This is a genomic window from Rhizobium sp. AB2/73, from assembly GCF_020871915.1.
Taxonomy (GTDB): Bacteria; Pseudomonadota; Alphaproteobacteria; order Rhizobiales; family Rhizobiaceae; genus Rhizobium; species Rhizobium dioscoreae.
Genome location: NZ_CP067071.1, coordinates 55,474 through 79,046 on the forward strand (window position 1 = coordinate 55,474; position 23,573 = coordinate 79,046).

Annotated in this window: 28 protein-coding genes; 16 read left to right on the top strand and 12 right to left on the bottom strand. The window is 60.2% G+C overall.

What is annotated here, in order from left to right:
* Positions 1-101: 101 nt before the first annotated feature.
* A complete protein-coding gene (locus I8E17_RS00270) occupies positions 102-1,280 on the bottom strand; it encodes a DNA recombination protein RmuC (protein ID WP_113367267.1) in 1,179 nt (392 codons plus the stop codon).
* A gap of 186 nt (positions 1,281-1,466) precedes the next feature.
* Here I8E17_RS00270 and def point away from each other — a divergent pair, with 186 nt between their 5' ends.
* The 6 genes from def to arsC (I8E17_RS00300) all read left to right on the top strand — a co-directional run bounded on the left by def (position 1,467) and on the right by arsC (I8E17_RS00300) (position 4,958).
* Positions 1,467-1,982, top strand: a complete 516-nt coding sequence (gene def, locus I8E17_RS00275; RefSeq protein ID WP_095433821.1) for a peptide deformylase — start codon at positions 1,467-1,469, stop codon at positions 1,980-1,982.
* A 65-nt stretch (positions 1,983-2,047) separates the two neighbouring features.
* Positions 2,048-2,338: a plasmid stabilization protein gene (locus I8E17_RS00280; protein ID WP_113367283.1), complete on the top strand. Its 291-nt coding sequence runs from the start codon at positions 2,048-2,050 to the stop codon at positions 2,336-2,338.
* A complete protein-coding gene (locus I8E17_RS00285) occupies positions 2,335-2,754 on the top strand; it encodes a type II toxin-antitoxin system VapC family toxin (protein WP_113367268.1) in 420 nt (139 codons plus the stop codon). The genes I8E17_RS00280 and I8E17_RS00285 overlap by 4 nt, the downstream gene beginning before the upstream one ends.
* 71 nt (positions 2,755-2,825) lie before the next feature.
* The gene (gene fmt, locus I8E17_RS00290) at positions 2,826-3,773 is read left to right on the top strand and encodes a methionyl-tRNA formyltransferase (RefSeq protein ID WP_113367284.1); all 948 of its coding nucleotides are present in this window, start codon (positions 2,826-2,828) and stop codon (positions 3,771-3,773) included.
* A complete protein-coding gene (truA, locus tag I8E17_RS00295) occupies positions 3,773-4,579 on the top strand; it encodes a tRNA pseudouridine(38-40) synthase TruA (RefSeq protein ID WP_113367269.1) in 807 nt (268 codons plus the stop codon). Before fmt ends, truA begins: the two co-directional genes overlap by 1 nt.
* Positions 4,557-4,958, top strand: a complete 402-nt coding sequence (arsC, locus tag I8E17_RS00300) for an arsenate reductase (glutaredoxin) (RefSeq protein ID WP_113367270.1) — start codon at positions 4,557-4,559, stop codon at positions 4,956-4,958. Before truA ends, arsC (I8E17_RS00300) begins: the two co-directional genes overlap by 23 nt.
* A 12-nt stretch (positions 4,959-4,970) precedes the next feature.
* Here the strand turns inward: arsC (I8E17_RS00300) and I8E17_RS00305 are convergent, their stop codons facing one another.
* The 3 genes from I8E17_RS00305 to dapD all read right to left on the bottom strand — a co-directional run bounded on the left by I8E17_RS00305 (position 4,971) and on the right by dapD (position 7,767).
* Positions 4,971-5,570, bottom strand: coding sequence for a hypothetical protein (locus I8E17_RS00305; RefSeq protein WP_069611175.1), 600 nt, complete (start codon positions 5,568-5,570; stop codon positions 4,971-4,973).
* Positions 5,557-6,750 (bottom strand): succinyl-diaminopimelate desuccinylase, encoded by a 1,194-nt coding sequence (gene dapE / locus I8E17_RS00310; RefSeq protein WP_113367271.1) that lies wholly within the window; start codon positions 6,748-6,750, stop codon positions 5,557-5,559. The genes I8E17_RS00305 and dapE overlap by 14 nt, the downstream gene beginning before the upstream one ends.
* Before the next feature lie 159 nt (positions 6,751-6,909).
* Positions 6,910-7,767 (bottom strand): 2,3,4,5-tetrahydropyridine-2,6-dicarboxylate N-succinyltransferase, encoded by an 858-nt coding sequence (gene dapD / locus I8E17_RS00315; RefSeq protein WP_113367272.1) that lies wholly within the window; start codon positions 7,765-7,767, stop codon positions 6,910-6,912.
* Positions 7,768-7,982: 215 nt separating this feature from the next.
* Between dapD and I8E17_RS00320 the strand changes: the two genes are divergently transcribed.
* A complete protein-coding gene (locus I8E17_RS00320) occupies positions 7,983-8,870 on the top strand; it encodes an LOG family protein (RefSeq protein WP_069611178.1) in 888 nt (295 codons plus the stop codon).
* Between the two features lie 71 nt (positions 8,871-8,941).
* On the opposite strand, the gene I8E17_RS00325 is transcribed toward I8E17_RS00320, so the two are convergent.
* Complete coding sequence (locus I8E17_RS00325; RefSeq protein ID WP_069611179.1) at positions 8,942-9,637, bottom strand: calcium-binding protein; 696 nt, start codon at positions 9,635-9,637, stop codon at positions 8,942-8,944.
* Between the two features lie 173 nt (positions 9,638-9,810).
* Entirely contained in the window at positions 9,811-10,515 is a 705-nt protein-coding gene (locus tag I8E17_RS00330; RefSeq protein ID WP_112722025.1) for a pyrimidine 5'-nucleotidase, read from the bottom strand.
* A gap of 216 nt (positions 10,516-10,731) precedes the next feature.
* Between I8E17_RS00330 and I8E17_RS00335 the strand changes: the two genes are divergently transcribed.
* Positions 10,732-11,502 (top strand): isocitrate lyase/phosphoenolpyruvate mutase family protein, encoded by a 771-nt coding sequence (locus I8E17_RS00335; RefSeq protein WP_069611181.1) that lies wholly within the window; start codon positions 10,732-10,734, stop codon positions 11,500-11,502.
* Positions 11,503-11,568: 66 nt separating this feature from the next.
* Here I8E17_RS00335 and argB read toward each other — a convergent pair whose 3' ends face one another.
* Positions 11,569-12,456, bottom strand: coding sequence for an acetylglutamate kinase (argB, locus tag I8E17_RS00340; protein WP_069611182.1), 888 nt, complete (start codon positions 12,454-12,456; stop codon positions 11,569-11,571).
* A 180-nt stretch (positions 12,457-12,636) separates the two neighbouring features.
* Between argB and I8E17_RS00345 the strand changes: the two genes are divergently transcribed.
* The 3 genes from I8E17_RS00345 to I8E17_RS00355 all read left to right on the top strand — a co-directional run bounded on the left by I8E17_RS00345 (position 12,637) and on the right by I8E17_RS00355 (position 14,556).
* Positions 12,637-13,179 carry a sigma-70 family RNA polymerase sigma factor gene (locus tag I8E17_RS00345; RefSeq protein WP_069611183.1) on the top strand — a complete coding sequence of 181 codons (543 nt, stop codon included), beginning with the start codon at positions 12,637-12,639 and terminating at the stop codon, positions 13,177-13,179.
* Positions 13,176-13,889: an anti-sigma factor gene (locus tag I8E17_RS00350; protein WP_112722027.1), complete on the top strand. Its 714-nt coding sequence runs from the start codon at positions 13,176-13,178 to the stop codon at positions 13,887-13,889. Before I8E17_RS00345 ends, I8E17_RS00350 begins: the two co-directional genes overlap by 4 nt.
* A 109-nt stretch (positions 13,890-13,998) precedes the next feature.
* Positions 13,999-14,556 carry a fasciclin domain-containing protein gene (locus I8E17_RS00355; protein ID WP_069611185.1) on the top strand — a complete coding sequence of 186 codons (558 nt, stop codon included), beginning with the start codon at positions 13,999-14,001 and terminating at the stop codon, positions 14,554-14,556.
* A gap of 73 nt (positions 14,557-14,629) precedes the next feature.
* Here I8E17_RS00355 and yihA read toward each other — a convergent pair whose 3' ends face one another.
* Together yihA and I8E17_RS00365 are read right to left on the bottom strand one after the other, a co-directional pair.
* A complete protein-coding gene (yihA, locus tag I8E17_RS00360; protein WP_069611186.1) occupies positions 14,630-15,289 on the bottom strand; it encodes a ribosome biogenesis GTP-binding protein YihA/YsxC in 660 nt (219 codons plus the stop codon).
* A gap of 124 nt (positions 15,290-15,413) precedes the next feature.
* Positions 15,414-15,926 carry a DUF6428 family protein gene (locus I8E17_RS00365; RefSeq protein WP_069611187.1) on the bottom strand — a complete coding sequence of 171 codons (513 nt, stop codon included), beginning with the start codon at positions 15,924-15,926 and terminating at the stop codon, positions 15,414-15,416.
* A gap of 42 nt (positions 15,927-15,968) precedes the next feature.
* Here I8E17_RS00365 and I8E17_RS00370 point away from each other — a divergent pair, with 42 nt between their 5' ends.
* From I8E17_RS00370 to arsK, 4 genes are read left to right on the top strand one after another with little or no spacing between them, the layout of a single operon-like run.
* Positions 15,969-16,322, top strand: coding sequence for a metalloregulator ArsR/SmtB family transcription factor (locus I8E17_RS00370; protein ID WP_069611188.1), 354 nt, complete (start codon positions 15,969-15,971; stop codon positions 16,320-16,322).
* Positions 16,323-16,347: 25 nt separating this feature from the next.
* Complete coding sequence (locus I8E17_RS00375; RefSeq protein WP_069611189.1) at positions 16,348-17,049, top strand: MIP/aquaporin family protein; 702 nt, start codon at positions 16,348-16,350, stop codon at positions 17,047-17,049.
* Positions 17,046-17,474: an arsenate reductase (glutaredoxin) gene (arsC, locus tag I8E17_RS00380; RefSeq protein ID WP_069611190.1), complete on the top strand. Its 429-nt coding sequence runs from the start codon at positions 17,046-17,048 to the stop codon at positions 17,472-17,474. Before I8E17_RS00375 ends, arsC (I8E17_RS00380) begins: the two co-directional genes overlap by 4 nt.
* Positions 17,449-18,642 carry an arsenite efflux MFS transporter ArsK gene (gene arsK, locus I8E17_RS00385; RefSeq protein ID WP_069611191.1) on the top strand — a complete coding sequence of 398 codons (1,194 nt, stop codon included), beginning with the start codon at positions 17,449-17,451 and terminating at the stop codon, positions 18,640-18,642. Before arsC (I8E17_RS00380) ends, arsK begins: the two co-directional genes overlap by 26 nt.
* A gap of 88 nt (positions 18,643-18,730) precedes the next feature.
* Here arsK and yidC read toward each other — a convergent pair whose 3' ends face one another.
* From yidC to rpmH, 3 genes are read right to left on the bottom strand one after another with little or no spacing between them, the layout of a single operon-like run.
* A complete protein-coding gene (gene yidC, locus I8E17_RS00390; protein ID WP_069611192.1) occupies positions 18,731-20,533 on the bottom strand; it encodes a membrane protein insertase YidC in 1,803 nt (600 codons plus the stop codon).
* A complete protein-coding gene (gene rnpA, locus I8E17_RS00395) occupies positions 20,533-20,934 on the bottom strand; it encodes a ribonuclease P protein component (protein ID WP_069611193.1) in 402 nt (133 codons plus the stop codon). The genes yidC and rnpA overlap by 1 nt, the downstream gene beginning before the upstream one ends.
* A 25-nt stretch (positions 20,935-20,959) precedes the next feature.
* Positions 20,960-21,094 (bottom strand): 50S ribosomal protein L34, encoded by a 135-nt coding sequence (gene rpmH / locus I8E17_RS00400; protein ID WP_041677194.1) that lies wholly within the window; start codon positions 21,092-21,094, stop codon positions 20,960-20,962.
* Between the two features lie 419 nt (positions 21,095-21,513).
* Here rpmH and I8E17_RS00405 point away from each other — a divergent pair, with 419 nt between their 5' ends.
* On the top strand, positions 21,514-23,520 hold the full coding sequence (locus I8E17_RS00405) for a methyl-accepting chemotaxis protein (protein WP_069611194.1): 2,007 nt from the start codon (positions 21,514-21,516) through the stop codon (positions 23,518-23,520).
* Positions 23,521-23,573 lie beyond the last annotated feature (53 nt).

Consider the following 23,573-nt stretch of genomic DNA (forward strand, 5'->3'; position numbering starts at 1 on the left):
GCGATATCCTGCCCTGGGTGTTGCGTCTGCATGATCCTGCCCGAAGGCTGCCTTTGTCTTTTTGGATCATGCATCGATTGGGCGCGACACTGCCGAAGCGATCAGTCTTCGTCAACCACCCTGAGCTTGAGTTGGCTCGTGCGGTTGTCGACCGGCTTGGGCCGTTCGTCCGCGCGCGTCTTGGCGGGCTCTTTCGCCGTCTCGAATTCCAGCGCTTCTATGCGCTCTCCGCGCCTTGCCAGCTTATCGGCCGAGGTGACGATCATGTCGACATCCTTCTGCGCCATGGCGAAATGACCCTGCAGCTTGCGCACGCGTTCATCCAGGCGCGAGAGGTCGTCCATCAGACGCGCCACTTCGCTCTGGATGACATGAGCCTGCTCGCGCATGCGCTGATCTTTCAGTACGGCTTGAATGACCTGGATCGACAGCATCAGCAGCGAGGGCGAGACGATGACGATGCGGGCGCGCTGTGCCTTCTGCACGATCGCCTCGAAATTCTCGTGAATCTCAGCGAAGATCGATTCGGAGGGTACGAAGAGAAAGGCCGTATCCTGCGTCTCGCCGGGAATGAGGTATTTCTCCGCAATGTCGCGAATATGCAGCTCCAAATCCCTACGGAATTGCTGGGCCGCGATCCGGCCCTGATCGGGATTGGCGGCGGCACGAATGGCGTTCCAGGCCTCCAGCGGGAACTTGGCATCGATGACGAGCGGCGGCGAGCCATTGGGCATGCGAACAGTGCAGTCCGGCCGCGAGCCGTTCGATAGCGTCGCCTGGAATGCATAGGCTCCCATCGGCAATCCGTCAGCGATGATGGTTTCCATACGTGCCTGGCCGAAGGCGCCACGCGTCTGCTTGTTGGAGAGAATGGCCTGCAGGCCGACGACATCCTTTGCCAATGTCTGGATATTGGTCTGCGCGGCATCGATGACGGCGAGTCTTTCCTGCAGGCGGCGCAGATTCTCATGGGTGGAGCGCGTCTGCTCGCCGATGGTCGCCGTCATCCGCTGCGACATCCCGTCGAGACGCTGGCCGATGGCCTGATTGAGCTCGGCCTGTCTGGAGCCGAAGACTTCCGCCATGGTGGCAAGCCGCCCCTGCATCTCCGCCTGAGACCGCAGCAGCGCCGCCATCGTATGCTCGGCATTGAGCTCATCGTCCTCCGCCTGCGCCCTGCCGCGGAAGAAAAGGACGATGACTGCGATCGCAAGCAGGATTACGAGGCCGGTCAGAAGCTGGACCGTGGAAATGGCTTGGCCGAAGATGATGAAAGACATGAAACCTGGCGCGCTGATGAAGTTCTTCGCGCAAGCATAGCAAAATCGTTGTGAATATCCAGATCAAACCGTGAACAAAATTTCGAGGCCATCCGCTGCCGTTTGGATTGCCGCCGTTGAAAAAACACTGCCTCACCGCCATCTTGGCGATTCCATCGCACAACAAGATGCGTTATGGGAAACGTCATGACGATCAAGCCACTCATCATTTTGCCCGACCCGCTGCTCCGCCAGGCTTCCAAGCCCATCGAGCAGATCGATACCGAAATTCAGCGCCTCGCCGACGACATGCTGGAAACCATGTACGACGCCCCGGGCATCGGCCTTGCGGCGATCCAGATCGGCGTTCCCCGCCGCATGCTCGTCATCGATGTCGCGCGCGAAGGCGAAGAGAAGAAGCCGCTGGTGTTCATCAATCCGGAGATCGTCGCGTCTTCGGACGAACGTTCAGTTTACGAGGAAGGCTGCCTCTCGATTCCGGATTACTACGCCGAGGTGGAGCGCCCGGCACGCGTCACCGTCAAGCATCTGGACCGCGACGGCAAGGAGCAGCTCACCGAGGCTGATGGTCTGCTGGCGACCTGCGTGCAGCACGAGATCGACCACCTGAACGGCGTGCTTTTCATCGACTATATTTCGCGGCTCAAACGCGACATGGTGATCAAGAAGTTCACCAAGGCTGCCAAGTCCAAGGCTCTCTAATCCCCGGCCATTGAAAGATCGAGTTGAGACGCCTATGATATCATTGATATCAAATGGAGGCGCAAGTGAGCGATCTTTTGATTCGCGATATTTCCGAACCGATGAAGCAGGATATTGCAGAACGGGCAAAGCAGGCGGGGCGCAGCCTCTCGGAAGAAGCAAAAGAGCTTTTGCAAAAGGCGCTGATCGCGGAGAAAGCCGCGACGGAGAGCCCTCGATTGTCTGCCTGGGACTTTCTTCGGCCAATTCTCTACGATGGCGATGACGCGGCGGCAACGGAATATGCCCGTATCATGGATGAGATCGAAGCAGAGAGAAAGAAGGACTTCGGCCGCCCGGTCGAAGATTTTGAATGATCCTGCTCGACACAAATGTCATTTCGGAATTGCAAAAACCTGCACCCGATCAAAATGTTGGTGTCTGGATGAAGGTTCGATCCAGCACGGAATTCTATCTTTGCGATGTTGTCGTGATGGAGCAGTCCTACGGTGCGGAGCGCTTCTTACTCCGCACCGGATCTGATCGTTATGCGCAAATTTTCAATGCATTGCTTGCTTCGTTCCAAGGTAGGATACTTCGGTTCGATCAAAAGTCCGCTATTGAAACAGGACGCATTCGCGCCCGTCGCGAACGTTCGGGACATCAGATTTCCGTGCAAGACGCCATGATCGCCGCCATCTGCCTTGCGAATGGCGCGACATTGGCGACGCGCAACACAAAAAACTTCGAGGGGCTTGATCTCAAGCTCATAAACCCGTTTGAAGGCGGCTAGCGTCTGACCCGATGGCGCGCGCCGCCTCTGCCGGGTCATTCCAAACCTGATATCTTAGCCGGATGGATCGCATGTCGCTCAATATCATTTTCATGGGAACGCCCGAATTCTCCGTGCCGACATTGCGGTCCCTGATCGATGCCGGGCACAAGATTCGTGCCGTTTATACGCAGCCGCCCCGTCCCGGCGGCCGGCGAGGGCTCGACCTGCAGAATTCGCCGGTGCATCAGGCGGCTGAGCTGTTGGGGCTGCCAGTGTTCACGCCGGTCAATTTCAAGGATCCCGACGAACGCCAGCGTTTTCGCGATCTGGATGCCGATGTCGCTGTCGTCGTCGCTTATGGCCTGTTGTTGCCGGAGGCAATTCTGTCGGGCACGCGGCTCGGCTGCTATAATGGGCATGCCTCTTTGCTGCCGCGCTGGCGCGGGGCAGCCCCTATCCAACGGGCGATCATGGCCGGCGATAAAAAAACCGGCATGATGGTGATGAAGATGGACAAGGGGCTCGATACCGGCCCGGTCGCGCTGACACGCGAAGTCGAGATCGGTGACACCATGACCGCGGGTGAGCTGCATGACAAGCTGATGCTCGTCGGCGCAAAAGCCATGGCCGAGGCCATGAACAAGCTGGAGCACGATGAGCTGCCATTGACCGCGCAGCCATCCGAAGGCGTTCTCTATGCCGCAAAGATCGACAAGGGTGAAACGCGCATCGATTTTGGCAGGCCGGCAGCCGATGTCCATAACCATATCCGTGGCCTGTCGCCCTTTCCGGGCGCCTGGTTCGAGGCCGAAATCGCCGGCCGGCCAGAGCGCGTCAAGGTTTTGGGCTCGGAGTTGGCAGAGGGCAACGGAGCCTCCGGTCAGGTCCTGACGGATGATCTCGTCATTGCCTGCGCCTCCGGCGCCGTCAGGCTGACGAAGCTGCAGAAGGCCGGCGGTAAGCCCTTGGCCGCAGCCGATTTCCTGCGCGGTACGCCGATCTCGCCGGGCACGGTGCTTGCCTCGGAGCAGGCCTGATGCCGCGCTACAAGATGACCGTCGAATATGACGGTGTTCCCTATGTCGGCTGGCAGCGCCAGGAAAACGGTCCCTCTGTGCAGGGCGCGATCGAAGGCGCCATCCTGTCCTTGACCGGCGAAATGGTTTCGATCCGCGGGGCGGGACGCACCGATTCCGGTGTCCATGCCATGGGGCAGGTCATGCATGCCGACCTTTCCAAGGAATGGAAAGTCTATACGCTACGCAATGCGCTGAATGCCCATCTGAGGATGGCCGGTGACCGCATCGCCATTCTCGATATCGTCGAGGTCGACCCAAGCTTCGATGCGCGCTTCTCGGCCATCCGCCGCCACTATCTCTATCGTATCATCGCCCGCCGTGCGCCGCTTGCATTGGAAGCCGGACGCGCCTGGTGGGTGCCGAAGGATATGGATCATGAGGTCATGCACGCCGCGGCGCAGACCCTTGTGGGACGGCATGATTTCACCACCTTTCGCTCCGCGCATTGCCAGGCAAACAGCCCGGTGCGTACGCTCGACCGGCTGGACGTGACGCGCAGCGGCGAGCTGATCGAGATCCGCGCCACTGCGCAAAGTTTCCTGCACAATCAGATCCGTTCCTTCGCCGGCACCTTGAAGCTCGCGGGCGAGGGCAAATGGACGCCCGAGGATGTGCGCGCGGCGCTGCAAGCCAAGGATCGCAAGGCCTGTGGCCCTGTCGCCCCGCCGGATGGGCTCTATTTCATGCAGGTGGATTATCGTGACGGTGCCGGTTCGGCCGGCAGCGAAGGGGAGGATATCGATGACGGTGACGGTCTATCATAATCCCGCCTGCGGCACCTCTCGCAATACGCTGGCGATGATTCGCCAGTCGGGCGAAGAGCCTGTTGTCATCGAATATTTGCAGACGCCACCCAGCCGCGAACGGCTGTTGGAGCTCATTGCCGCCATGGGCCTAACGGCTCGCGATATTGTCAGGCAGAAGGGAACGCCCTATGACGGGCTCGGCCTTGGCAATCCCGATCTCACCGACGATCAGCCGCTGGATCGGATGATCGAACACCCGATTCTGATCAATCGTCCGATCGTGGTGACGGAGAAAGGCGTGCGTCTTTGCCGCCCCTCCGAACGCGTGCTCGATATCCTGCCGAACCCGGACATCGGCTTATTTACCAACGAAGATGGCGAGGTCGTCGACCGCTAGAACGTGACTGCCTCAGCCCGGCGGATAGACGCCGAGGAAGCGCTGCAGGAAGTCTGTCAGCAGCATGGTTGGAATGAGCAGCACCAGCGTCAGCGTGCCGATGAAGAGCGGATGCGTACCGCAGATCATTCTGAGCATGCGCGCCAGCGAAAAGATGATCGCCATCATCAGCGCCAGCCACAGCAACGCCGCCAACCCGCTGGACCCGGGAACGAAAGCGATTAAGGCGATGAGCAGCGCATTCAGATAGGATGTCGGCACGCCAAGCCAGTTCACGACGACGACGATCGGCGTGAACTTGTCGCCGAAGCGAAAAATCAGCAGCAACACGCCAGCAAGCACGAGCGGGATCAACCAGTTCGCAAATTCGACCAAGGCCAAGCGCAGAAAGAAAGCAAGGCCCGTCGATGTCTCGGGCGGCATGGCGGTCAGATAAGCCTTTTGCCACCACAGCCATGAAATGCCGATCGACGGCAAGCACCAGAGGATTGCCCAGAAGGAGCGCATCATCCCGCGGTCCGATATGTCCAGATACTGAAAGCCACGTGCATCCATCCGGATCAGCAGCCACAGGCCGGACAGGTAGTATTGGACTTCCTTAAAGCTCGGCATTCTCGAACCAGCGCTGGATGAAGGTCTGGTAGATCCCGGTCAGCGTTTCGAGATCCGAGAGCGCCACACGCTCGTCGACCATATGCATGGTCTGGCCGACAAGCCCGAATTCCACCACGGGGCAGTAGTCCTTGATGAAGCGGGCATCCGACGTGCCGCCGGTGGTCGACAGCGCCGGCCTTTGGCCGGTGATGTTTTCGATGGCGGAGGAGAGCGAGGCGATGAGCGCATTGTTGCGCGTCAGGAATACCTGGCTCGGACGCTCCGACCAGACGATGTCGTATTTCGCCGGCGGACGCCCCGGCCGCAGCGTCTGGTCGGCGGCGGCCGCATCCAGCCTCGCCAGGATCTCCGTCTTCAGCGCATCGGCCGTCCAGGTGTCGTTGAAGCGGATATTGAAGGCAGCGGTCGCCTTGGCGGGAATGACATTGGTGGCGGTATTGCCGACGTCGATCGTCGTCACTTCGAGGTTCGACGGCTGGAAATTGTCCGTACCCGCATCGAAGGGGGGATCGAGCAGCGCTTCCGTCAACTTGATGATGCTACGCACCGGGTTGTCGGCAAGGTGCGGATAGGCGGCATGGCCCTGAACCCCATGGACGGTGATAGTGCCGGAAATCGAGCCGCGGCGGCCGATCTTGATCATGTCGCCGAGCCGGTCGGGGTTCGTTGGTTCCCCGACGAGCGAGGCATCCCATGTCTCGCCGCGCTCGGCCGCCCATTGCAGCAGCTTGACCGTGCCGTTGATCGCGGGTCCTTCTTCGTCGCCGGTGATCAGGAAGGAGATCGAGCCGGCGGGTTTGCCATGCTTCTCGATATGACGCGCAACCGCAGCCACGAAGCAGGCAATGCCGCCCTTCATGTCGACGGCGCCACGGCCGAAAAGCTCGCCATCGGCGATTTCGGCGGCAAAGGGCGGGTGGCTCCACGAAGCGGCATCGCCGACCGGCACCACATCCGTATGGCCGGCAAACATCAGATGCGGTCCATCCGTGCCGAGCCGCGCATAGAGATTTTCGATATCGGGCGTTCCCGGCTCGCTCGCCGTCATGCGCTCGATCTTGAAGCCGAGTGGCTGCAACATGCCGGCAAGTGCGGTCAACGCGCCGCCTTCGGCCGGGGTGACGGAGGCGCAGCGGATCAGGGTCTGCAGGTTTGTAATGGGATTGGTAACAGTCATCGGAGGCAACTTATCCGGCGGGAAATGGCAAAGCGATGGCAAAGGATCGGTGACGACTCGAAAATCTCTGCCGCGATTCCAGCAATCGCACAGGCATGCTCACCCGGCAAGCGTGAGGGAAGCGCGATATGGCAACCGCGCTTCCCAAATTTTGCGAGATTAGTCGCGCAGCAGCTCGTTGATGCCGGTCTTCGAGCGGGTCTTTTCATCGACGCGCTTGACGATGACGGCGCAATAGAGGCTGGGCGCCGGCTGGCCGTTCGCCATTGTATTACCACTCGGCAGCGCGCCGGCGACGACGACCGAGTAGGGCGGAACTTCGCCATAGGTGATCTCGCCGGTGGCGCGATCGACGATCTTGGTGGACTTGCCGATGAACACGCCCATACCAAGCACGGAGCCTTCGCGGATAATGCAGCCTTCGACGACTTCGGAGCGGGCGCCGATGAAGCAATTGTCTTCGATGATGGTCGGACCCGCCTGCATCGGCTCCAGCACGCCGCCGATGCCGACGCCGCCGGAAAGATGCACATGCTTGCCGATCTGAGCGCAGGAGCCGACGGTTGCCCAGGTGTCGACCATAGTGCCTTCGCCGACATGGGCGCCGAGATTGACGAAGGACGGCATCAGGATGGCGTTGGGGGCGATATAGGCGGAGTGACGCACGACGGCGTTCGGCACGGCGCGGAAACCCGCTTCACGGAAGCGGTTCTCACCCCAGCCTTCGAACTTCGAGGGAACCTTGTCCCACCAGGTGGCGCCGCCGGAGCCGCCTTCGACAATCTTCATGTCGTTGAGGCGGAAGGAGAGCAGAACCGCTTTCTTGAGCCACTGGTTGACGGTCCAGTTGCCATCGGCGCCACGTTCGGCCACGCGAACCTTGCCGCTGTCGAGGAGATTGAGCGCCGTCTCGACGGCATCGCGGACTTCGCCGCGCGTCGACGTGTTCACATTGTCGCGATTGTCGAAGGCAGCCTCGATGGACTTTTCGAGGGAGGCGAGGTCGGTAGCGCTCATGGGAATTCCTTACAACGTCAGGGCCTATCGTGATTTCCGGATAAAGGTCCGGATGCGGTCGATTGGTCCTATAGCATGCATGCCGAAAATGGAATGTCTTTTCCGCGCCGATTGAGCTTGGATTCAAGGCGTTGTAGGGGCATATGCAAGAGCTTGGCTATTTCCGTTTGCGGACGGAAACGGCTAGTCATGATCGATTCGAAAGGCATGAGTAGATGAGCAAGGCGAAGAACGGCAGGCTGAGGCGCAAGGACGGGGTTTGGGACCCGTTGAAGACGAGCTCGGCGGACAAGCAGCGGGCCGAGTCGGTGCCGCGCACGCCGCAGTCGATGTCGCCTTCCTACCGGCTTGCCTATGCCGATGAGGATTTCCTCTGCCGTGAGGAATTGCGCCCCATCCGCCTGCAGCTGGAATTGCTGAAGACCGAAATGTCGCTGACCGAGCGCGGCATCAAGTCGACCGTCGTGATGTTCGGCGGCGCACGTATTCCCGCCCCCGGCACCAACGCCTGGGCCGCCCGCAACGAGGTGCAGCGCGCCAATCTCGAAGCCGCATCGGTCTATTACGAGGAGGCGCGCAAGTTCGCCCGACTCTGCTCCCGTTATTCCGCCGGCTTTGATTACCACGAATATGTCGTCGTCACCGGCGGCGGTCCTGGCGTGATGGAAGCGGGCAATCGCGGGGCGGCCGAAGAAGGCGCACCCTCGATCGGCCTCAACATCGTGCTGCCGCACGAGCAGGCGCCGAATGCCTATGTGACGCCGGAACTCAGCTTCAACTTCCATTATTTCGCGATTCGCAAGATGCACTTCATGGTGCGAGCCAAGGCGATCGCGGTGTTCCCGGGCGGCTTCGGCACGCTCGACGAACTGTTCGAATGCCTGACACTCATCCAGACCGGCCGCATGGAGCGGCTGCCGCTCATTCTCTTCGGTGAGAAGTTCTGGCGCAGCATCATCAATTTCGAGGCGCTGGCTGAGTTCGGCACCATCGCGCCGGACGATGTGAACCTCATCAGCTTTGTCGATACCGCCGACGAAGCCTGGAAGATCGTCGCCGATTTCTACGAGCACGACAACGGTAACCACGAAAACGGGCACTGAAAACGGAAAGCCCGCCGTCGCTTGGGCGAGGGCGGGCCTTTGTTCATGGGATTGTTGCCGGAGCGATCGGCTTAGAGCAGCGGGCGGCCCGGCATGTCGTCGAGGTTGACGACACCATCGTGGTTGCGGTCCAGACGGTCGAAGACCTTGTTCATGGCGTCTTCGGCCTCCTTCTTGCTGATCTGGCCGCTTTGATCGGTATCGGCAAAGCGGAAGACCATAGCTTCGTGCATGAAGCGGCCATGCGGTCTGTGATGGCGATGGCCTTCGCCACCCTTGTCGTTGTCATTGTCGTTTTGAGCCTGATCGCTCTTGGACTGGTCGGCCGGAGCCTGATTGCTCTGCGCCTGATTGTCTTGGGTCTGATTACCCGGAGCCTGGTCGCCGCCCGGAGCCTGCCCATTTTGGGCCTGATTATCATCGGCTTTGGCATGCTCGGCTCGCCACTGCTTCATCTGCTCCTGGCGGTAGGCGCGATATTCGCCGGGGGTGATCTCACCGTCGTGGTTGACGTCGATCTGGTCGAAGATCTTGTCGACGCCAGCCTTGACCTCATCCTTGGTGAGCTTCGTGTCACCGGGATTGCCGAATTCCTTCAGCATGCGCACGTAAAGGACTTCGGGCGAAATATGCGGTCTGTGCCAGCGGCCGTGATGATGCCTGCCCCCACGGTCGCCATCATGCGAAGCGGCGAGCGCCACCTGTGCGGCACCGCCGAGAAGCAGAGTTGCGGAAAGTCCGGCGAGAAGAAGTTTTTTCCCGTTCATCGTTTTTTCCTTTCGTGTCGAGGAATGGTCAAACGATACGGCTGGCAGTCAAAAACGGCCAATTAAACCTCTGTAAGGCGCATGAAACTTTGGTAACCCCGCCTTGGGTGTGCGTTTCCGCATTCCGAACGGAAAACCGCTGCGTACTTTTCCTGAAGTGCTCAAATGAATGGTTAAACCAGTGCTTTCAGGAAGGCGGTGAGGTCGTCGGTCACATAGTCGATGTGATCGTCCTCGCCGGTCGTTCGCTCCCACCATTCGACGATGGCCGTCTCGAGATTTTGCGGCACAAGAAGCACTGTCTTCATGCCGAGCGCCTTCGGTACGGTTAGATTACGCGGCAGGTCCTCGAACATGGCCGCCTTCTTCGTATCGACGCGATGAAGGCTCATGAATTTGTCGTAAGTGCTGCCGGCAGGCTTCGGCACGTAGTCGGCCGCAACGATATCGAAAATATCGTCGAAGCCGTCGAGGATGCCGAGTGCGCCGGCCGTCGCCTGGGCGTGTTTGACGCTGCCATTGGTGAAGATGAACTTGCGTCCCGGCAGTGCCTTGATGGCTGCGGCGAGCTCCGGCTGCGGCGTCAGTGCTGAATAATCGATCGCGTGCGCTTTCTCCAGGAAGTCGTTGGGGTCGATGCCATGATGGATCATCAAACCCTGCAGTGTCGTGCCGTGATCGAGATAATATTGCTTCTGCAGCTTGCGGGCCTCTTCGCGCTCCATGTGCAGAAGGGCGGAGACGTAAGCCGTCATGTTCTTATCGATCTGCGCGAAGAGATCGACATGATGCGGATAGAGTGTGTTGTCGAGATCGAATACCCAATCACGGATGTGGGAGAAATCGGCTGGCTCGGATAGCGTTTTTGTCTGGCTCATGCCTGTCTTATGGCACGCCCGCTCCGGACGGGGGAAGGGAAATATTCATGCTGCCGCATCTCAACCATTTTGGGGAGATTGCGGGGCAATCTAATGCCGGCTATGATTTTACCATTGATTTCCGGGGTTTTACTCTATCTGCCATGTGAGGGAGGGCTTACGCTCTTCAGGTCGCGGAGGAGAAATCACCCGGCCGGGCTTTTCGGAGGGGATGCGATGAGTCAGGTGGAAAAGGCGCAGGAATTCGCGCGGTTGCACAAGAAGGGTGAGCCGCTGATCCTTTTCAATATTTGGGATGCGGGCTCTGCCAAGGCGGTCACGGAGGCGGGCGCCAAGGCGCTGGCAACGGGGAGTTGGTCGGTTGCCGCTGCCAATGGTTTCGGGGACGGCCAGGCAATCCCGCTATCGCTGCTGGCGGTGACCGCCAGGCTGATTTCGGTGACGAGCCCGTTGCCTCTGTCGGTCGATTTCGAGGGCGGTTATGCCGTCGAGCCCGAGGAAGTCGCCGCCAATGTCGAAAAGATCATGGATCACGGCGCCATCGGCATCAATTTCGAAGATCAGGTGATCGGCGGCCACGGCGTTCATCCTGTCCAAACGCAGGCAGCACGCATCCGCGCCATCCGTGAAATGGCCGATCGCCGGGAAATGCCCTTGTTCATCAACGCCCGTACCGATCTTTTTCTGCAGGAAAGCGATACGGCCCATCATCAGCTCCTGCTGGACGACGCCTTTCAGCGCGCCGATGCTTTTGCCGAGGCCGGTGCCAGCGGTTTCTTCGCGCCGGGCCTGGTCGAACCGGATCTGATCGGCGCGCTCTGCGAGCGCTCGCCCCTGCCTGTTAACATCATGGTGCGTCCGACCACGCCGGACAATGAGACCATGGCAAGGCTGGGTGTCAGCCGCATCAGCTATGGGCCGGCCCCCTATCGTTCGGTCATGGGAATGCTGAAAAGCGAGGCCGAAGCGATCTATCGGCCGTCCTGACGAGCCCCTCGGCGCCTCGCAATCTTGTTTGCGGAGCGCCTGAATTTTCTCAATGAATGTGCCCTATCAGGGAACGATCAATGTGCCCGCACCGCGCTCGGTGAAGATCTCGAGCAGCACGGAATGGGCCGTCTTGCCGTTGAGGATAACGACGCCCTGAACACCGGCCTTGATGGCGTCGATGCAGGTTTCGACCTTCGGAATCATGCCGCCGGAAATCGTGCCGTCGGCAATCAGCGCATGCGCCTGGGCGACGGACAATTCCTTGATGAGCTGGCCCTGCTTGTCGAGGACGCCGGGAACATCCGTGAGGAAAAGCAGGCGCGTGGCACTGAGCGCACCTGCGATCGCGCCGGCAAAGGTATCGGCGTTGATGTTATAGGTCGCGCCGTCGCGGCCGGGGGCGACCGGGGCGATGACCGGAATCATCTCGGACTTGGCAAGCAGATCGAGCAGCGTGCGATCGACTTCGACCACTTCGCCGACGAAGCCGAGATCGAGCACGCGCTCGATGTTGGAATCCGGATCCTTGATGGTCTTGTGCGCCTTTTCGGCGAAGACCATATTGCCGTCCTTGCCGCAAAGGCCGATCGCCCATTCGCCGGTCTGGTTGATCAGCGCGACGATTTCCTTGTTGATCGAGCCGGCGAGCACCATTTCGACGATCTCGACCGTCTTCTGGTCGGTGACCCGCAAGCCGCCTTCGAACTTCGATTCGATGCCCATCTTCGTCAGCATGGCGCCGATCTGCGGGCCGCCGCCATGGACGACGATCGGGTTGACGCCGGACTGCTTCAGGAGCGCGATATCGGCCGCAAAGGCCTTGCCAAGTTCGACATTGCCCATGGCATGACCACCATATTTCACGACGATGGTCTTGTTTTCGTAACGCTGCATGTAGGGCAGCGCCTGTGCGAGCAGGTTGGCTTGGAGTTCGCTTTGGGCTTCGGACATGGTGCACCCTTCGGAATTGTTCGCGGGCCTTTTATCTCAAGTTTTTGACAGAGGGAATAATGATGTCGGCATAAGTTGATGCCGTGTCACAATAGCGCTGTCAAAATTGATCGCGTCGGCGAGCTTGCCTAGGCGCACTTTTGTCTTAATGTTGAGCCAAGCGTCTGGGTGGGGTGTTGGATGGCGGCAAGCGAGGAGACGGAAGCGCTGATCGGCCGCGTCGCCATGCGCGACCAGAAAGCCTTTGCCGCACTCTACAAGCGTACCAGCCCGAAACTTCTCGGTGTTTGCCTGCGTATCGTCGGCAACAAGGTGGATGCTGAAGAGGTTTTGCAGGAGGTCTATATCAAGGTCTGGCAGCGGGCCGAGCAATTTGCCGTTGAGGAAGGGCCGGCAATGGCCTGGCTGATGACGATCGCGCGTAATCGCGCCATCGATTTCGTCCGCGCCCGCAAGCCCGTAGCTGACGAAATAGACAGCGCTTACGATCTCGCCGACCTCGAACCCGGCCCCGAAGAGCAAGCAATCGTGAAGGGAGAGGGAAGGCGGATTGACAGGTGCATGGAAGAGTTGGAAGCTGATCGTGCGCGGGCTGTTCGCAGCGCCTATGTCGAGGGCTTGAGCTACCAGGAGCTCGCCGACCAACACGCTGTGCCATTGAATACTATGCGCACCTGGCTGCGCCGAAGCCTAATCAGACTGAGAGAGTGCATGGACCGATGAGTACGCCCGATCAAAGCAAGGGAGGCCGCTCCCGCGATGAAGTCCTGGCCGGAGAATATGTGCTTGGCGTGCTTTCCCTGGAAGACCGGCAGAAGGTCGAGCGCCGCATGCGCAGCGACCGGCAGTTCGCCGCAATCGTCAGCCGCTGGGAGCAGAATCTCTCGGAATTCAACGAGGAATACGAGGCGGTGACGCCTGCGGCCGCCGTATTTCCGAAGATCGAAAAGCGGATTTTCGGCGAAGCGGCGTTCGGCGCTCATCTCTGGAATTCGCTGATGCTGTGGCGCTCGGTCGCCTTCGGCTCGCTGTTCTTGGCGGCCGGCGTACTCGTTTTCGCCATCACGAATGAAGGCGGCTTGCGCATGAGCCCAGGTAAGCAGCTCACCGCATCTCTTTCTGGCCAGAACAGTCCCTTCAATCTCCTCGCCAATTACGACGTCGCCAATGGGCGCCTGAAAATTACGCCGGTCGCCGCCGGCAAGCCCGAGGAGAAATCGTTGGAGCTCTGGCTGATTCGCGGCAGCGATCCCGCCGAGGCGCTGGGCATACTGCCACCGACCGGCGATGGCGAAATCGTCTTGTCGCCGGAACTTCACGCCAAATTGACTGAAGGCGCCATCATCGCCGTCAGTGTCGAGCCCTTTGGCGGCTCGCCGACCGGCAAACCAACCGGCGATGTGGTTGCTTCCGGCACGATCCATTTGCCCTGAGGAATTTCGGCTCCCGAAAAAACGATCGCGGCTGAAACTCTCTGCCAGCATGCTCCGTATCTTCTTCCGACCCCGCCTGATCGGGGCAACAGAGAGGAAGAGGTACGTTATGATCAAGACCGTGTTTCGCATTGCCGCCGCTGCCGCAATCCTGTCGGCCGCAAGCAGCCTAGCCTATGCCAAGGACCCGATGGTGGGCGGTGCTGCGATGTATGCCAGCAAGAACATCATCCAGAATGCCGTCAATTCCAAGGATCACACGACCCTGGTCGCAGCCGTCAAGGCGGCCGGCCTCGTCGATACCCTCGAAGGCAAAGGCCCATTCACCGTCTTTGCGCCGACCAATGAAGCCTTCAAGCAGCTGCCGGCGGGCACTGTCGAAACCTTGCTGAAGCCCGAGAACAAGGAGAAGCTCGTCAAGGTGCTGACCTGCCACGTCGTCGCCGGTGATGACATGGCCGCCGCCATCAAGAAATGGGCAATGAGCAAGGGCGGCGAATACGATCTGAAGACGGTCGGCGGCTGCACGATCAAGGCCGTGGACAAGGGCGGCAAGCTGACGTTGACCGACGAAGCCGGCGGCATTGCCCATATCACCATCGCCGACGTCAAGCAGTCGAACGGTGTGATCCATGTCGTCGACAAGGTGTTGTTGCCGAAGATGTAAACCTTAGCGGCAACACGGCCGCCGTCGCCTTATGCGGGGTCGGGGGCGGCGGCCTCATTCGACCGGTCGGTCTTCAGACCTGGATGCCGACCGTCAGGCCAATGGCCTCGCGCAATTCCTGAAGGCCAACGCCTTTTTCCGATGAGGTGGCGAGGATGCCGGGATAAGCGGCGGGGCGCTTGCGGATTTTTTCAGCGGTATCGGCCAGCAGCTTCGGTATGCCTGCTTCCTTGATCTTGTCGGTCTTGGTCAGCACGATCTGATAGGAAACGGCGGCTTTGTCGAGAAGATCCAGGACCTCCCCATCGTTCTTCTTGATACCGTGGCGGCTGTCGATCAGCACATAGACGCGTTTCAGCGTCGTGCGCCCGCGCAGATAGTCGAAGACCAGCTTCGTCCAGGCATCGACCTGATCCTTCGGCGCTTCGGCATAGCCGTAGCCCGGCATATCGACCAGAGCCATCGGCGGCAGATCGCCGCCCTCGCCGGAAAAGCCATCGGGAACGAAATAGTTGAGCTCCTGCGTGCGCCCCGGCGTATTCGAGGTACGCGCCAGGCCCTTATGCCCGACCAGGGCATTGATCAGCGACGATTTGCCGACATTGGAGCGGCCGGCAAAAGCAATTTCCGGCGGCCCTTCCGGCGGCAGAAACTTCATCGAGGGCACGCCGCGGATGAAAATCCACGGACGCCCGAAAAGCGGCTTGTCGTCTTTGGTCGTCTGATCTGCCATTTACTCAGTCTTTTGCTTGAATGAGTGGATTGGCTTCGAGGTTTTATCCGCGAAAGTCAAGTTTGGATCGGCATTTGGCTTCATGCCGCCGAGCTTCGATGCCGCTTCAAAGAGTCGGTAATGGCTAACCGCAACACGTGACGGCATTTGCTGGGCCACAGCAAGCGGCCGCTTGAGCTTGCGCGACCAGCCACCGGTCACGGGGCTTGCAGCTCGCTGCGCGAGGAATGAGGTTGACATGCACCGCACCGTTACCGATAGCGGGAGCCGATGCGCAGTAGAGCTGCATCGGCTGCACCCCGTCGCTTACCTCAAAGGTCAGCCTTGCGGAACCGTCGAGCTGCACATGCTCGGAAACTTTGCGGATGATAGCGGTGAATTTGCCCGCTGGCATATGCGTGCGGTTGCCTTCGTCGATATCCCAAAGCTGCACGAAAATCTCCGCCCATGTTTCCGGATTGGCCCCGCAATCCAGTGCCGAAAACTGCCCGGCTTTGACTTCTGTGACATGATAGCCTGGCCTCACCGGCCGTCCGTTATAGCGGAATACAAGGGGCAGATCGCGGAAAGCGGCCAAGGTCTCAAGCAGAAGGCCGATGCTGATATCCGAAGCTGGGGTCTTGTCGATCGCATTCATTTGGGGTACTCCATATTTCAACGTTTCAAGGATTATTGAAATATGGATGAAGGTCAAGCCCTCGCTTCGTTCGGCGCTCTCTCTCAGGAGACCCGCTTGCAGATCGTCCGCATGCTCGTCGTTGCCGGTCCTGATGGCATGGCTGCGGGCGCGATTGCAGAGAAGCTCGGCGTATCGCCGTCGAATGTCTCGTTCCATCTGAAGGAACTGGATCGGGCCGGACTCGTTGGCCAGCAACGGGAATCCCGCTCTATCGTCTACACCGCCAACTACCATGTGCTCGGAGGTCTCGTCCGCTTCCTGATGGAGGACTGCTGCGCGGGGCACCCGGAGGTCTGCGCGCCGGCGACGCAAGTCGCTGCCTGCTGCGCACCAGCTGCGAGAAACGTTCCATGAATATGCTGATCTCGGGCCTGAAACCATGACATCTTTTCCGCTTTCGCGCTGTCTTGTCTCGGAGGCCTTGGGCACGGGTCTTCTGGTCACGACGGTGGTCGGTTCGGGCATCATGGCGGACAGGCTGACAACCGATACCGCACTTGCGCTGCTCGCCAATACGCTGCCTGCGGGTGCGATCCTCGTCGTACTGATCACCGTCCTGGGGCCGATATCCGGCGCTCACTTCAACCCGGTCGTATCGCTGGTCTTTGCGATACGCCGCGAGCTGACCGCAATGTCGGCTTTGGGCTATGTCGTCGCCCAGATCCTTGGCGGGATTTTCGGAACGATCCTTGCGCATGCCATGTTCGAACTGCCGTTGCTGCAGGCCTCGACCACCATTCGCAGCGGCGGCGCGCAATGGCTGGCCGAGGTGACGGCCACCTTCGGCCTCGTCTTCGTCATCCTCGCCGGCCTGCGGTTTCGCGCCGACGCCGTGGCATGGCTGGTCGGTCTCTACATCACGGCTGCCTACTGGTTCACCGCTTCCACCTCTTTCGCCAATCCGGCTGTCGCAATCGCCCGCTCGCTGACGAACACCTTCGCCGGCATCCGTCCTGTCGATCTGCCGGGTTTCATCGTCGCGGAAATCCTCGGCGCATTGCTGGCGGTGTTGCTCGCGAGCTGGCTGCTGATGGAAGCCCGCAATCCTCAAGCTCTCGCTGAAACGGAACTTGCCCCATGACCATGGATGTCACGATCTACCACAATCCCGACTGCGGCACCTCGCGCAACACGCTGGCGATGATCCGCAATGCCGGCATCGAGCCCACAGTCATCGAATATCTGAGCAATCCGCCAAGTCGCGATGATCTCATCAAGATGATTGCCGATGCGGGTTTGACTGTCCGGCAGGCGATCCGCCAAAATGGCACGCCCTATGCCGAACTCGGCCTCGACAATCCCGACCTGACCGATGCCCAGTTGCTCGATGCTATGTTGAAGGATCCGATCCTGATCAACCGCCCGTTCGTCGTCACGCCCATGGGCACGCGTCTGGCCCGGCCTTCGGAAGTCGTCCTGGATATCCTGCCCGATACGCATAAAGGCGCGTTCGCCAAGGAAGATGGCGAGCAGGTTCTCGATGCTGACGGCAAGCGCCTTGTCTGAACGGGTGCCTCTTCCTGCCGTGCTTGCGCTCGGCATCACGCAGATCATCGGGTACGGCACCCTCTACTACAGCTTCAGTATCCTCGCGCCCGATATGGTCGCGCAGCTCGCATGGTCGAGCGAATGGGTTTTCGGCGCACTGTCGGCTGCGCTTCTGATCGGCGGCCTCACCGCACCATGGCTCGGGGTGCTGTTCGACAGGATCGGCGCCGCCCGGGTGATGACGATCGGCTCTCTCATGGCGGCTGTCGCCCTGGCCGCCTGTGCCTTTGCGCCCAACAAGGCAGCCTATGTTGCTGCACTTGTTGCGATCGAAGCTTCCGCCAACCTGGTCCAGTATGGCGCGGCCTTTGCGCTGCTCGTGCAAATGCGACCGCAGGTCGCCTCCCGCAGTATTACCTATCTGACGCTGATCGGCGGATTCGCCTCGACAATCTTCTGGCCGACGACCACGGCACTTCATGCGCATCTCACATGGCAGAATGTCTATTTGGTTTTCGCCGTCCTCAACCTCTGTATCTGCCTGCCAGTCCACGCGTGGTTGTCGCGTCAGGGAACCACGCACGGGTCGAAGGCAGCAACCGTAGCTCCGCGCGTCGAGGGTGTGTTGCCACCTGCTCGCCGTCGCCTTGGCTTTGCAATCATGGTTACGGGTTTTTCGCTGATGTCGCTGGTCAGTTCGGCCGTTCTGGTGCATCTGGTGCCGCTGTTGTCCGGCCTCGGTCTTAGTGCGACCGCCGTTCTCGTAGGGACGCTCTTCGGCCCATCGCAGGTCGGCAGCCGCCTCACCAATATGGTGTTCGGCAAGAACCTGCCAGCACTCCATCTGGCCGTGATCGCTTCGACGTTGATTCCGGGCGGGCTGCTGGTGCTTCTGCTTTCGGCTCCCTCCGTGCCCGGCGCCATGGCCTTCGCGATAATCTTCGGCATGGGCAACGGCCTCCTCAGCATCGTCACCGGGACGCTGCCTCTGCATCTTTTCGGCAGTGACGGCTACGGGAAGCTTCAGGGGAAGATGATGGCGGCGCGGCTGATCCTTTCAGCTCTTGCCCCGTTCGCTCTGGCCTTCGCGATGGAGAACATCGGCATCACGCCGTCACTCGCCGTCACGGCCGCTCTCGGCGGGCTTTCCATCGTTGCGCTATCTTCCATCGCAGCATTGCGATAACCATTATGGGCGGGCATCGGTGCTGGGGGGCGTCGATCGCACCTGCCGCCGGATAAAGAAAAGCCCCACCGAAGCAGGGCTTTTGTCGTCATTTCGATGGTGCCGGTTTTCGTTTGAAGAGGCCCTTCAGATTGTCGAAGAGCTCCACCTTCACGCCGTGGCGCTTCATGATGATCGACTGCTGGATGACCGAGAGCGTGTTGTTCCAGGCCCAGTAGATCACGAGTCCGGCCGGGAAGCTTGCCAGCATGAACATGAACACCAGCGGCATCCAGTTGAAGATCATCGCCTGGGTCGGGTCGGGCGGCGTCGGATTCATGCGCATCTGGAGGAACATGGTGATGCCCATGATCAGCGGCCAGACGCCGAGATGCAGGAACGTCGGAGCCGCGAACGGCAGCAGGCCGAACAGGTTGACGATCGAGGTCGGATCCGGCGCGGAAAGATCCTGGATCCAGCCGAAGAACGGCGCGTGGCGCATTTCGATGGTGATGTAGATCACCTTGTAGAGCGAGAAGAAGATCGGGATCTGCAAGAGCACCGGCCAGCAACCCGCGATCGGATTGATCTTCTCTTCCTTGTAGAGCTGCATGGTCGCCTGCTGCAGGGCCATGCGGTCGTCGCCGAATTTGGCCTTCAGCTCCTCCATCTTCGGCTGCACGCGCTTCATGTTCGCCATGGAGGCGTATTGCCGGCTGGCGAGCGGGAAGAAGAGCGCCTTGACGACGATGGTCGTGCAGAGGATGGCGACGCCGAAATTGCCGAAGTAGCGGAAGAAGAAATCCATCAGCTTGAACATCGGCTTGGTGATGAAGTAGAACCAGCCCCAGTCGATCAGGCGGTCGAAGCGCGGGATCGAATAGCTGGTCTCATAGCGGTCGATGACCGGAACTTCCTTGGCGCCCGCGAAGACGAGGTTCTTCAGGTCGATCGACTGGCCGGGGGCAACCGTGATCGCATCCTGCTTGTAGTCTGCCTGGTAACGCGGCGTGCCATCCGCGAAGTGCGAGAAGCGTGCGTCATAAGCTGTCGACTGCGGCGGCACGATGGTTGCGGCCCAATACTTGTCCGTCATGCCGAGCCAGCCGCCGGTCGCCTTGGCGGGCGTCGTGGCTTCCTTTTCGGTAGACGCGTACTTGGTCTCGATCAGGCCGTCATCGCCGATAACGCCGATGAAGCCTTCATGCAGGACGTAGGCGGAAGGCGTCTCGGGCTTGTTGTAGCGGGTGACGCGGCCATAGCTCGACAGCGCAATCGGCGCCTGGCTGGCGTTGGCGATCTTGTCGGTGATCGTGAACATATAGCGATCGTCGACGGCGATCGTGCGGCTGAAGGTGATGCCCTTGTCATTGGTGTAGGACAGGGTCACCGGTGTCTTATCGGTCAGCTTGTCGCCGCTCGTGAGCTTCCACAGGGTCGAAGGGCCTGGGACTGCGCCGGTCGCATCGCTGCCGACATAGCCGAGTTCGCTGAAATAGCCGTCCTTGGTGTCGGCCGGGCTGAACAGGGTGATGATCGGGCTGCTCTTGTCGACTGTCTCGTGATAGGCCTTCAGGCGGAGATCGTCGAGGCGGGCGCCTTCCAGGTTGATGGAGCCGGCAAGGGCCGGCGTATCGATGACAACGCGCGCGGATGCGGTCTTTTCGACGGACTGGTCGCGGGTGAGGACCGTCGGCGTCGTCTGACCATTCGCCGGCAGCGAACCGTTGACCGCAGTGCCCGCGGGAGCTGGCTGCGTGGTCTGGGCCTGCTGCGCCTGCTGGTGCTGCTTGGCGGCTTGCTCGGCCTGGCGCTGCGCTTCGAGGCGCGGGTTCATGTAGAAAAACTGCCAGCCGAGAACAATCAGCACAGACAGTGCAATTGCAATGAAGTAATTGCGGTTGTTTTCCATCATACTTTCCTGGAGCGGTCCTTTTCCGACCGCCGGTGTTTCGGCCTGGTTTCGATGCGGCTTACGAGTTCGCTCGCCAGTTTTTCGAAAGGCGCGGTCAGCACCTCGCGTCGCGCGACAACCACATAGTCGTGTCCGGGCTGCATTGCAAATCCGGCGTGAAGCCGCACGGCTTCTTTCAGCCTGCGCCGCATGCGGTTGCGCTCCACCGCGTTGCCATGTTTTTTGGTAACGGTAAAACCGACGCGGGGTCCGGCGTCGGCGGTCTTGCGATCCAGCATTTCGATGAGAAAGAAGCTGCCTCTGCGCTTCTCGCCTTCGCGGACTGCAAGAAACTGCGGCCGGCTTTTCAGCCGCCCGACAGTCTTTTTGGGTCGTTCATTCGTCAATTTGCCCGCCATCCTGGATTATCGGGCACTTCGGCCCTTAGGCCGAAAGACGCTTGCGGCCGCGGTTACGGCGAGCGGAAAGAACCGCACGGCCGCCCTTGGTGGCCATACGCGCACGGAAGCCGTGACGACGCTTGCGGACAAGCTTGGATGGTTGGTAGGTACGCTTCATTTATTTAAACACCGCGGAGTGCGGCCCTTCTTGAGCTTTGCTTTGAATAGCAAGGAGCGTTGTTGATTATGGCGAACGGACTTGGCCCGCAAAAGCAGGCTCCGTGACCGGACGTGCGCGGGCTTATACGGATCAAGGCCCCGGAAGTCAATTATAGGAGCGCAAATTCCTTGAAATCAGGCAAATTCGCGCCATTCGGTCGCGGCAACGCGCTTTGGCTACGATGCTCACCGGAATGTGTGCGCAACCTTAAATATAGATTGCAGATATTCTAAAATATATAAAAAGTACAGTCCGAAATGTCGTACGTTTAGATGAAAAATACTTCAATATAACGTTAATGATTTTAGCCGATATCTAGCTCTATGTCGTAAAACCCATCGATTTATGGGGGATGGGATCTGCGCCGGAGGGGTATTGTGAAAATTCGCGGCAAAATAAATCTGCTTGTGTCGGTCATGGCCGGGGCGGCGCTTCTGATTGGCGCCACTGCCCTCTATGCGTTGCATCAATATGACCGGAAGCTACAGAGCTATGAGCAGACGGCGAGCCGCGCTTACATGGGCGAGCGCCTGAATCGTTACGTGACCGCGGTGGTCATGGAAGCGCGCGGCATCTATGCCGCTGCCGCGGCAAAGGATGTCAAACCCTTTGCCGATGGCCTGATGGCCGATCTCGACGAAATCGACAAGGTGCTGACGAGCTGGGCGCCCATGGTGCCGGAGACGCAGGAGGCGGAATTCACCAAGCTGCAGGCGCGCGCCCAGGAGTTTCGCGCCTTTCGCACGGAAACGGCCAGGCTCGGCTTGACCGATGGCCCGGACGCCGCCGGCAAGCAGGGCAACAACGAGGCGAACCGCGCCAACCGCAAGGCTTTCCAGGCCGAGATCGATGCGATCGTCCAGACCGACAAGGCGGAGCTTGCGAAAGCCGAAGCCGAGATTGCAGCTTTTCACAGCAACGTCTTGTGGGTCGTCCTCGGCATCATGATTGCCGGTATCGTGGCGGGCGTCGGCCTCGGAGCCTATATCGGAACCGTCCACCTGAGCCGCCCGATCCGCAAGGTGACGGATGCAATAAAGAATGTCGCCAACGGCCAGTTCGACATCGAGGTGCCGTTTGCCGGCCGCCGGGACGAAATTGGCGAGATGGCCGCGGCCGTCGACGTCTTCAAGGAAAACGGCAATGCCGTGCGCCGCATGAATGCCGAAGAAACAGCCATGCGCGCCAAGAGCGACGAGCTTCAATCGAGCATGTCTCTCGCAGTTTCTGCCGCGGCAGCCGGCGATTTCAGCCAGCGCATCGAGAAGGACTACGGTGACGTCAATCTCAACCGCTTCGCGCGCAACGTCAACGAGCTCCTGATCAGCGTCGACATGGGAATCGGCGAGGTTCGCCGCGTCATTGCAAGCCTGGCTGACGGAGATCTGACCCAGGCGATGAAGGGCGAATTCCAGGGCGCCTTTGCCGAGCTGCAGCAGAACGTCAATACGACGCTTGCGACGTTGAAGAGCACCATGAGCGAGGTGCGCGAGACCACTGGTTCGATCAACTCCAACACCAACGAGCTCCGCCACGCCAGCGACGACCTCTCCAAGCGCACCGAACAGCAGGCGGCCGCCCTGGAAGAGACATCGGCGGCGCTCGATCAGATCACCTCCGTCGTGCAGAATTCCACCGAGCGGGCGCGCGAGGCCAGTGTCATGGTCAGCGAAGCCAAGGATGATGCGGCCCGTTCCGGCACGGTCGTTCGCAATGCCATCGATGCCATGGGGCGCATCGAGCAGGCATCGGGCGAGATCAGCCAGATCATCGGTGTGATCGACGATATCGCCTTCCAGACCAATCTTCTGGCGCTGAATGCCGGCGTCGAGGCCGCGCGCGCCGGCGAGGCAGGCAAGGGCTTCGCGGTAGTTGCCCAGGAAGTCCGCGAGCTTGCCCAGCGCTCCGCGACAGCTGCCAAGGATATCAAGGCCTTGATCGGCAAGTCCGGTGGCGAGGTGCAGATCGGCGTCAAGCTCGTGCAGGCGACCGGCCAGGCGCTGTCGTCCATCGAAGCGCGCGTCCTCAAGATCAACGACCACATACACTCGATCGCAACGGCGGCGCGCGAGCAGGCAACTGGCCTGTCCGAGGTCAACAACGCCGTCAACCAGATGGACGAAGTCACACAGCGCAACGCCGCCATGGTCGAGGAAACTTCGGCCGCGACCCATCGATTGGCAGCCGAGGCGGATGGCCTTGTCCACCTCGTTTCGCGTTTCAAGGTCGACGCAGCCAATGTTTCCGCTCCCGTTCCAGCGCGCGCCGAGACGCATCGCCCGGCCGCTTCGCCGGCCCGGCGCATGATCGACAGAGTCGCGACTGCATTTGGTGGAGGAGCGCTTGCTCCGGCTGCCGCGGCGCAGGGTTGGGAAGAGTTCTGATCCTGCCGATCTGATCTCACCAATATGAGGCTGGCTGCGGCGCTTGGGCGTCG

What these genes read in the sequence shown, in the direction of transcription:
- I8E17_RS00335 (WP_069611181.1), top strand. Translation starts at nt 10,732, where the DNA reads ATGAGTCAGGTGGAAAAGGCGCAGGAATTCGCGCGGTTGCACAAGAAG.
- I8E17_RS00355 (WP_069611185.1), top strand. Translation starts at nt 13,999, where the DNA reads ATGATCAAGACCGTGTTTCGCATTGCCGCCGCTGCCGCAATCCTGTCG.
- I8E17_RS00345 (WP_069611183.1), top strand. Translation starts at nt 12,637, where the DNA reads ATGGCGGCAAGCGAGGAGACGGAAGCGCTGATCGGCCGCGTCGCCATG.
- arsC (WP_113367270.1), top strand. Translation starts at nt 4,557, where the DNA reads ATGACGGTGACGGTCTATCATAATCCCGCCTGCGGCACCTCTCGCAAT.
- I8E17_RS00330 (WP_112722025.1), bottom strand. Translation starts at nt 10,515, where the DNA reads ATGAGCCAGACAAAAACGCTATCCGAGCCAGCCGATTTCTCCCACATC.
- yihA (WP_069611186.1), bottom strand. Translation starts at nt 15,289, where the DNA reads ATGGCAGATCAGACGACCAAAGACGACAAGCCGCTTTTCGGGCGTCCG.
- argB (WP_069611182.1), bottom strand. Translation starts at nt 12,456, where the DNA reads ATGTCCGAAGCCCAAAGCGAACTCCAAGCCAACCTGCTCGCACAGGCG.
- I8E17_RS00270 (WP_113367267.1), bottom strand. Translation starts at nt 1,280, where the DNA reads ATGTCTTTCATCATCTTCGGCCAAGCCATTTCCACGGTCCAGCTTCTG.
- dapD (WP_113367272.1), bottom strand. Translation starts at nt 7,767, where the DNA reads ATGAGCGCTACCGACCTCGCCTCCCTCGAAAAGTCCATCGAGGCTGCC.
- fmt (WP_113367284.1), top strand. Translation starts at nt 2,826, where the DNA reads ATGTCGCTCAATATCATTTTCATGGGAACGCCCGAATTCTCCGTGCCG.
- I8E17_RS00365 (WP_069611187.1), bottom strand. Translation starts at nt 15,926, where the DNA reads ATGAATGCGATCGACAAGACCCCAGCTTCGGATATCAGCATCGGCCTT.
- rnpA (WP_069611193.1), bottom strand. Translation starts at nt 20,934, where the DNA reads ATGGCGGGCAAATTGACGAATGAACGACCCAAAAAGACTGTCGGGCGG.
- yidC (WP_069611192.1), bottom strand. Translation starts at nt 20,533, where the DNA reads ATGGAAAACAACCGCAATTACTTCATTGCAATTGCACTGTCTGTGCTG.
- truA (WP_113367269.1), top strand. Translation starts at nt 3,773, where the DNA reads ATGCCGCGCTACAAGATGACCGTCGAATATGACGGTGTTCCCTATGTC.
- arsK (WP_069611191.1), top strand. Translation starts at nt 17,449, where the DNA reads ATGCTGACGGCAAGCGCCTTGTCTGAACGGGTGCCTCTTCCTGCCGTG.
- I8E17_RS00325 (WP_069611179.1), bottom strand. Translation starts at nt 9,637, where the DNA reads ATGAACGGGAAAAAACTTCTTCTCGCCGGACTTTCCGCAACTCTGCTT.
- dapE (WP_113367271.1), bottom strand. Translation starts at nt 6,750, where the DNA reads ATGACTGTTACCAATCCCATTACAAACCTGCAGACCCTGATCCGCTGC.
- I8E17_RS00320 (WP_069611178.1), top strand. Translation starts at nt 7,983, where the DNA reads ATGAGCAAGGCGAAGAACGGCAGGCTGAGGCGCAAGGACGGGGTTTGG.
- arsC (WP_069611190.1), top strand. Translation starts at nt 17,046, where the DNA reads ATGACCATGGATGTCACGATCTACCACAATCCCGACTGCGGCACCTCG.
- I8E17_RS00350 (WP_112722027.1), top strand. Translation starts at nt 13,176, where the DNA reads ATGAGTACGCCCGATCAAAGCAAGGGAGGCCGCTCCCGCGATGAAGTC.
- I8E17_RS00370 (WP_069611188.1), top strand. Translation starts at nt 15,969, where the DNA reads ATGGATGAAGGTCAAGCCCTCGCTTCGTTCGGCGCTCTCTCTCAGGAG.
- I8E17_RS00375 (WP_069611189.1), top strand. Translation starts at nt 16,348, where the DNA reads ATGACATCTTTTCCGCTTTCGCGCTGTCTTGTCTCGGAGGCCTTGGGC.
- I8E17_RS00305 (WP_069611175.1), bottom strand. Translation starts at nt 5,570, where the DNA reads ATGCCGAGCTTTAAGGAAGTCCAATACTACCTGTCCGGCCTGTGGCTG.
- def (WP_095433821.1), top strand. Translation starts at nt 1,467, where the DNA reads ATGACGATCAAGCCACTCATCATTTTGCCCGACCCGCTGCTCCGCCAG.
- I8E17_RS00285 (WP_113367268.1), top strand. Translation starts at nt 2,335, where the DNA reads ATGATCCTGCTCGACACAAATGTCATTTCGGAATTGCAAAAACCTGCA.
- rpmH (WP_041677194.1), bottom strand. Translation starts at nt 21,094, where the DNA reads ATGAAGCGTACCTACCAACCATCCAAGCTTGTCCGCAAGCGTCGTCAC.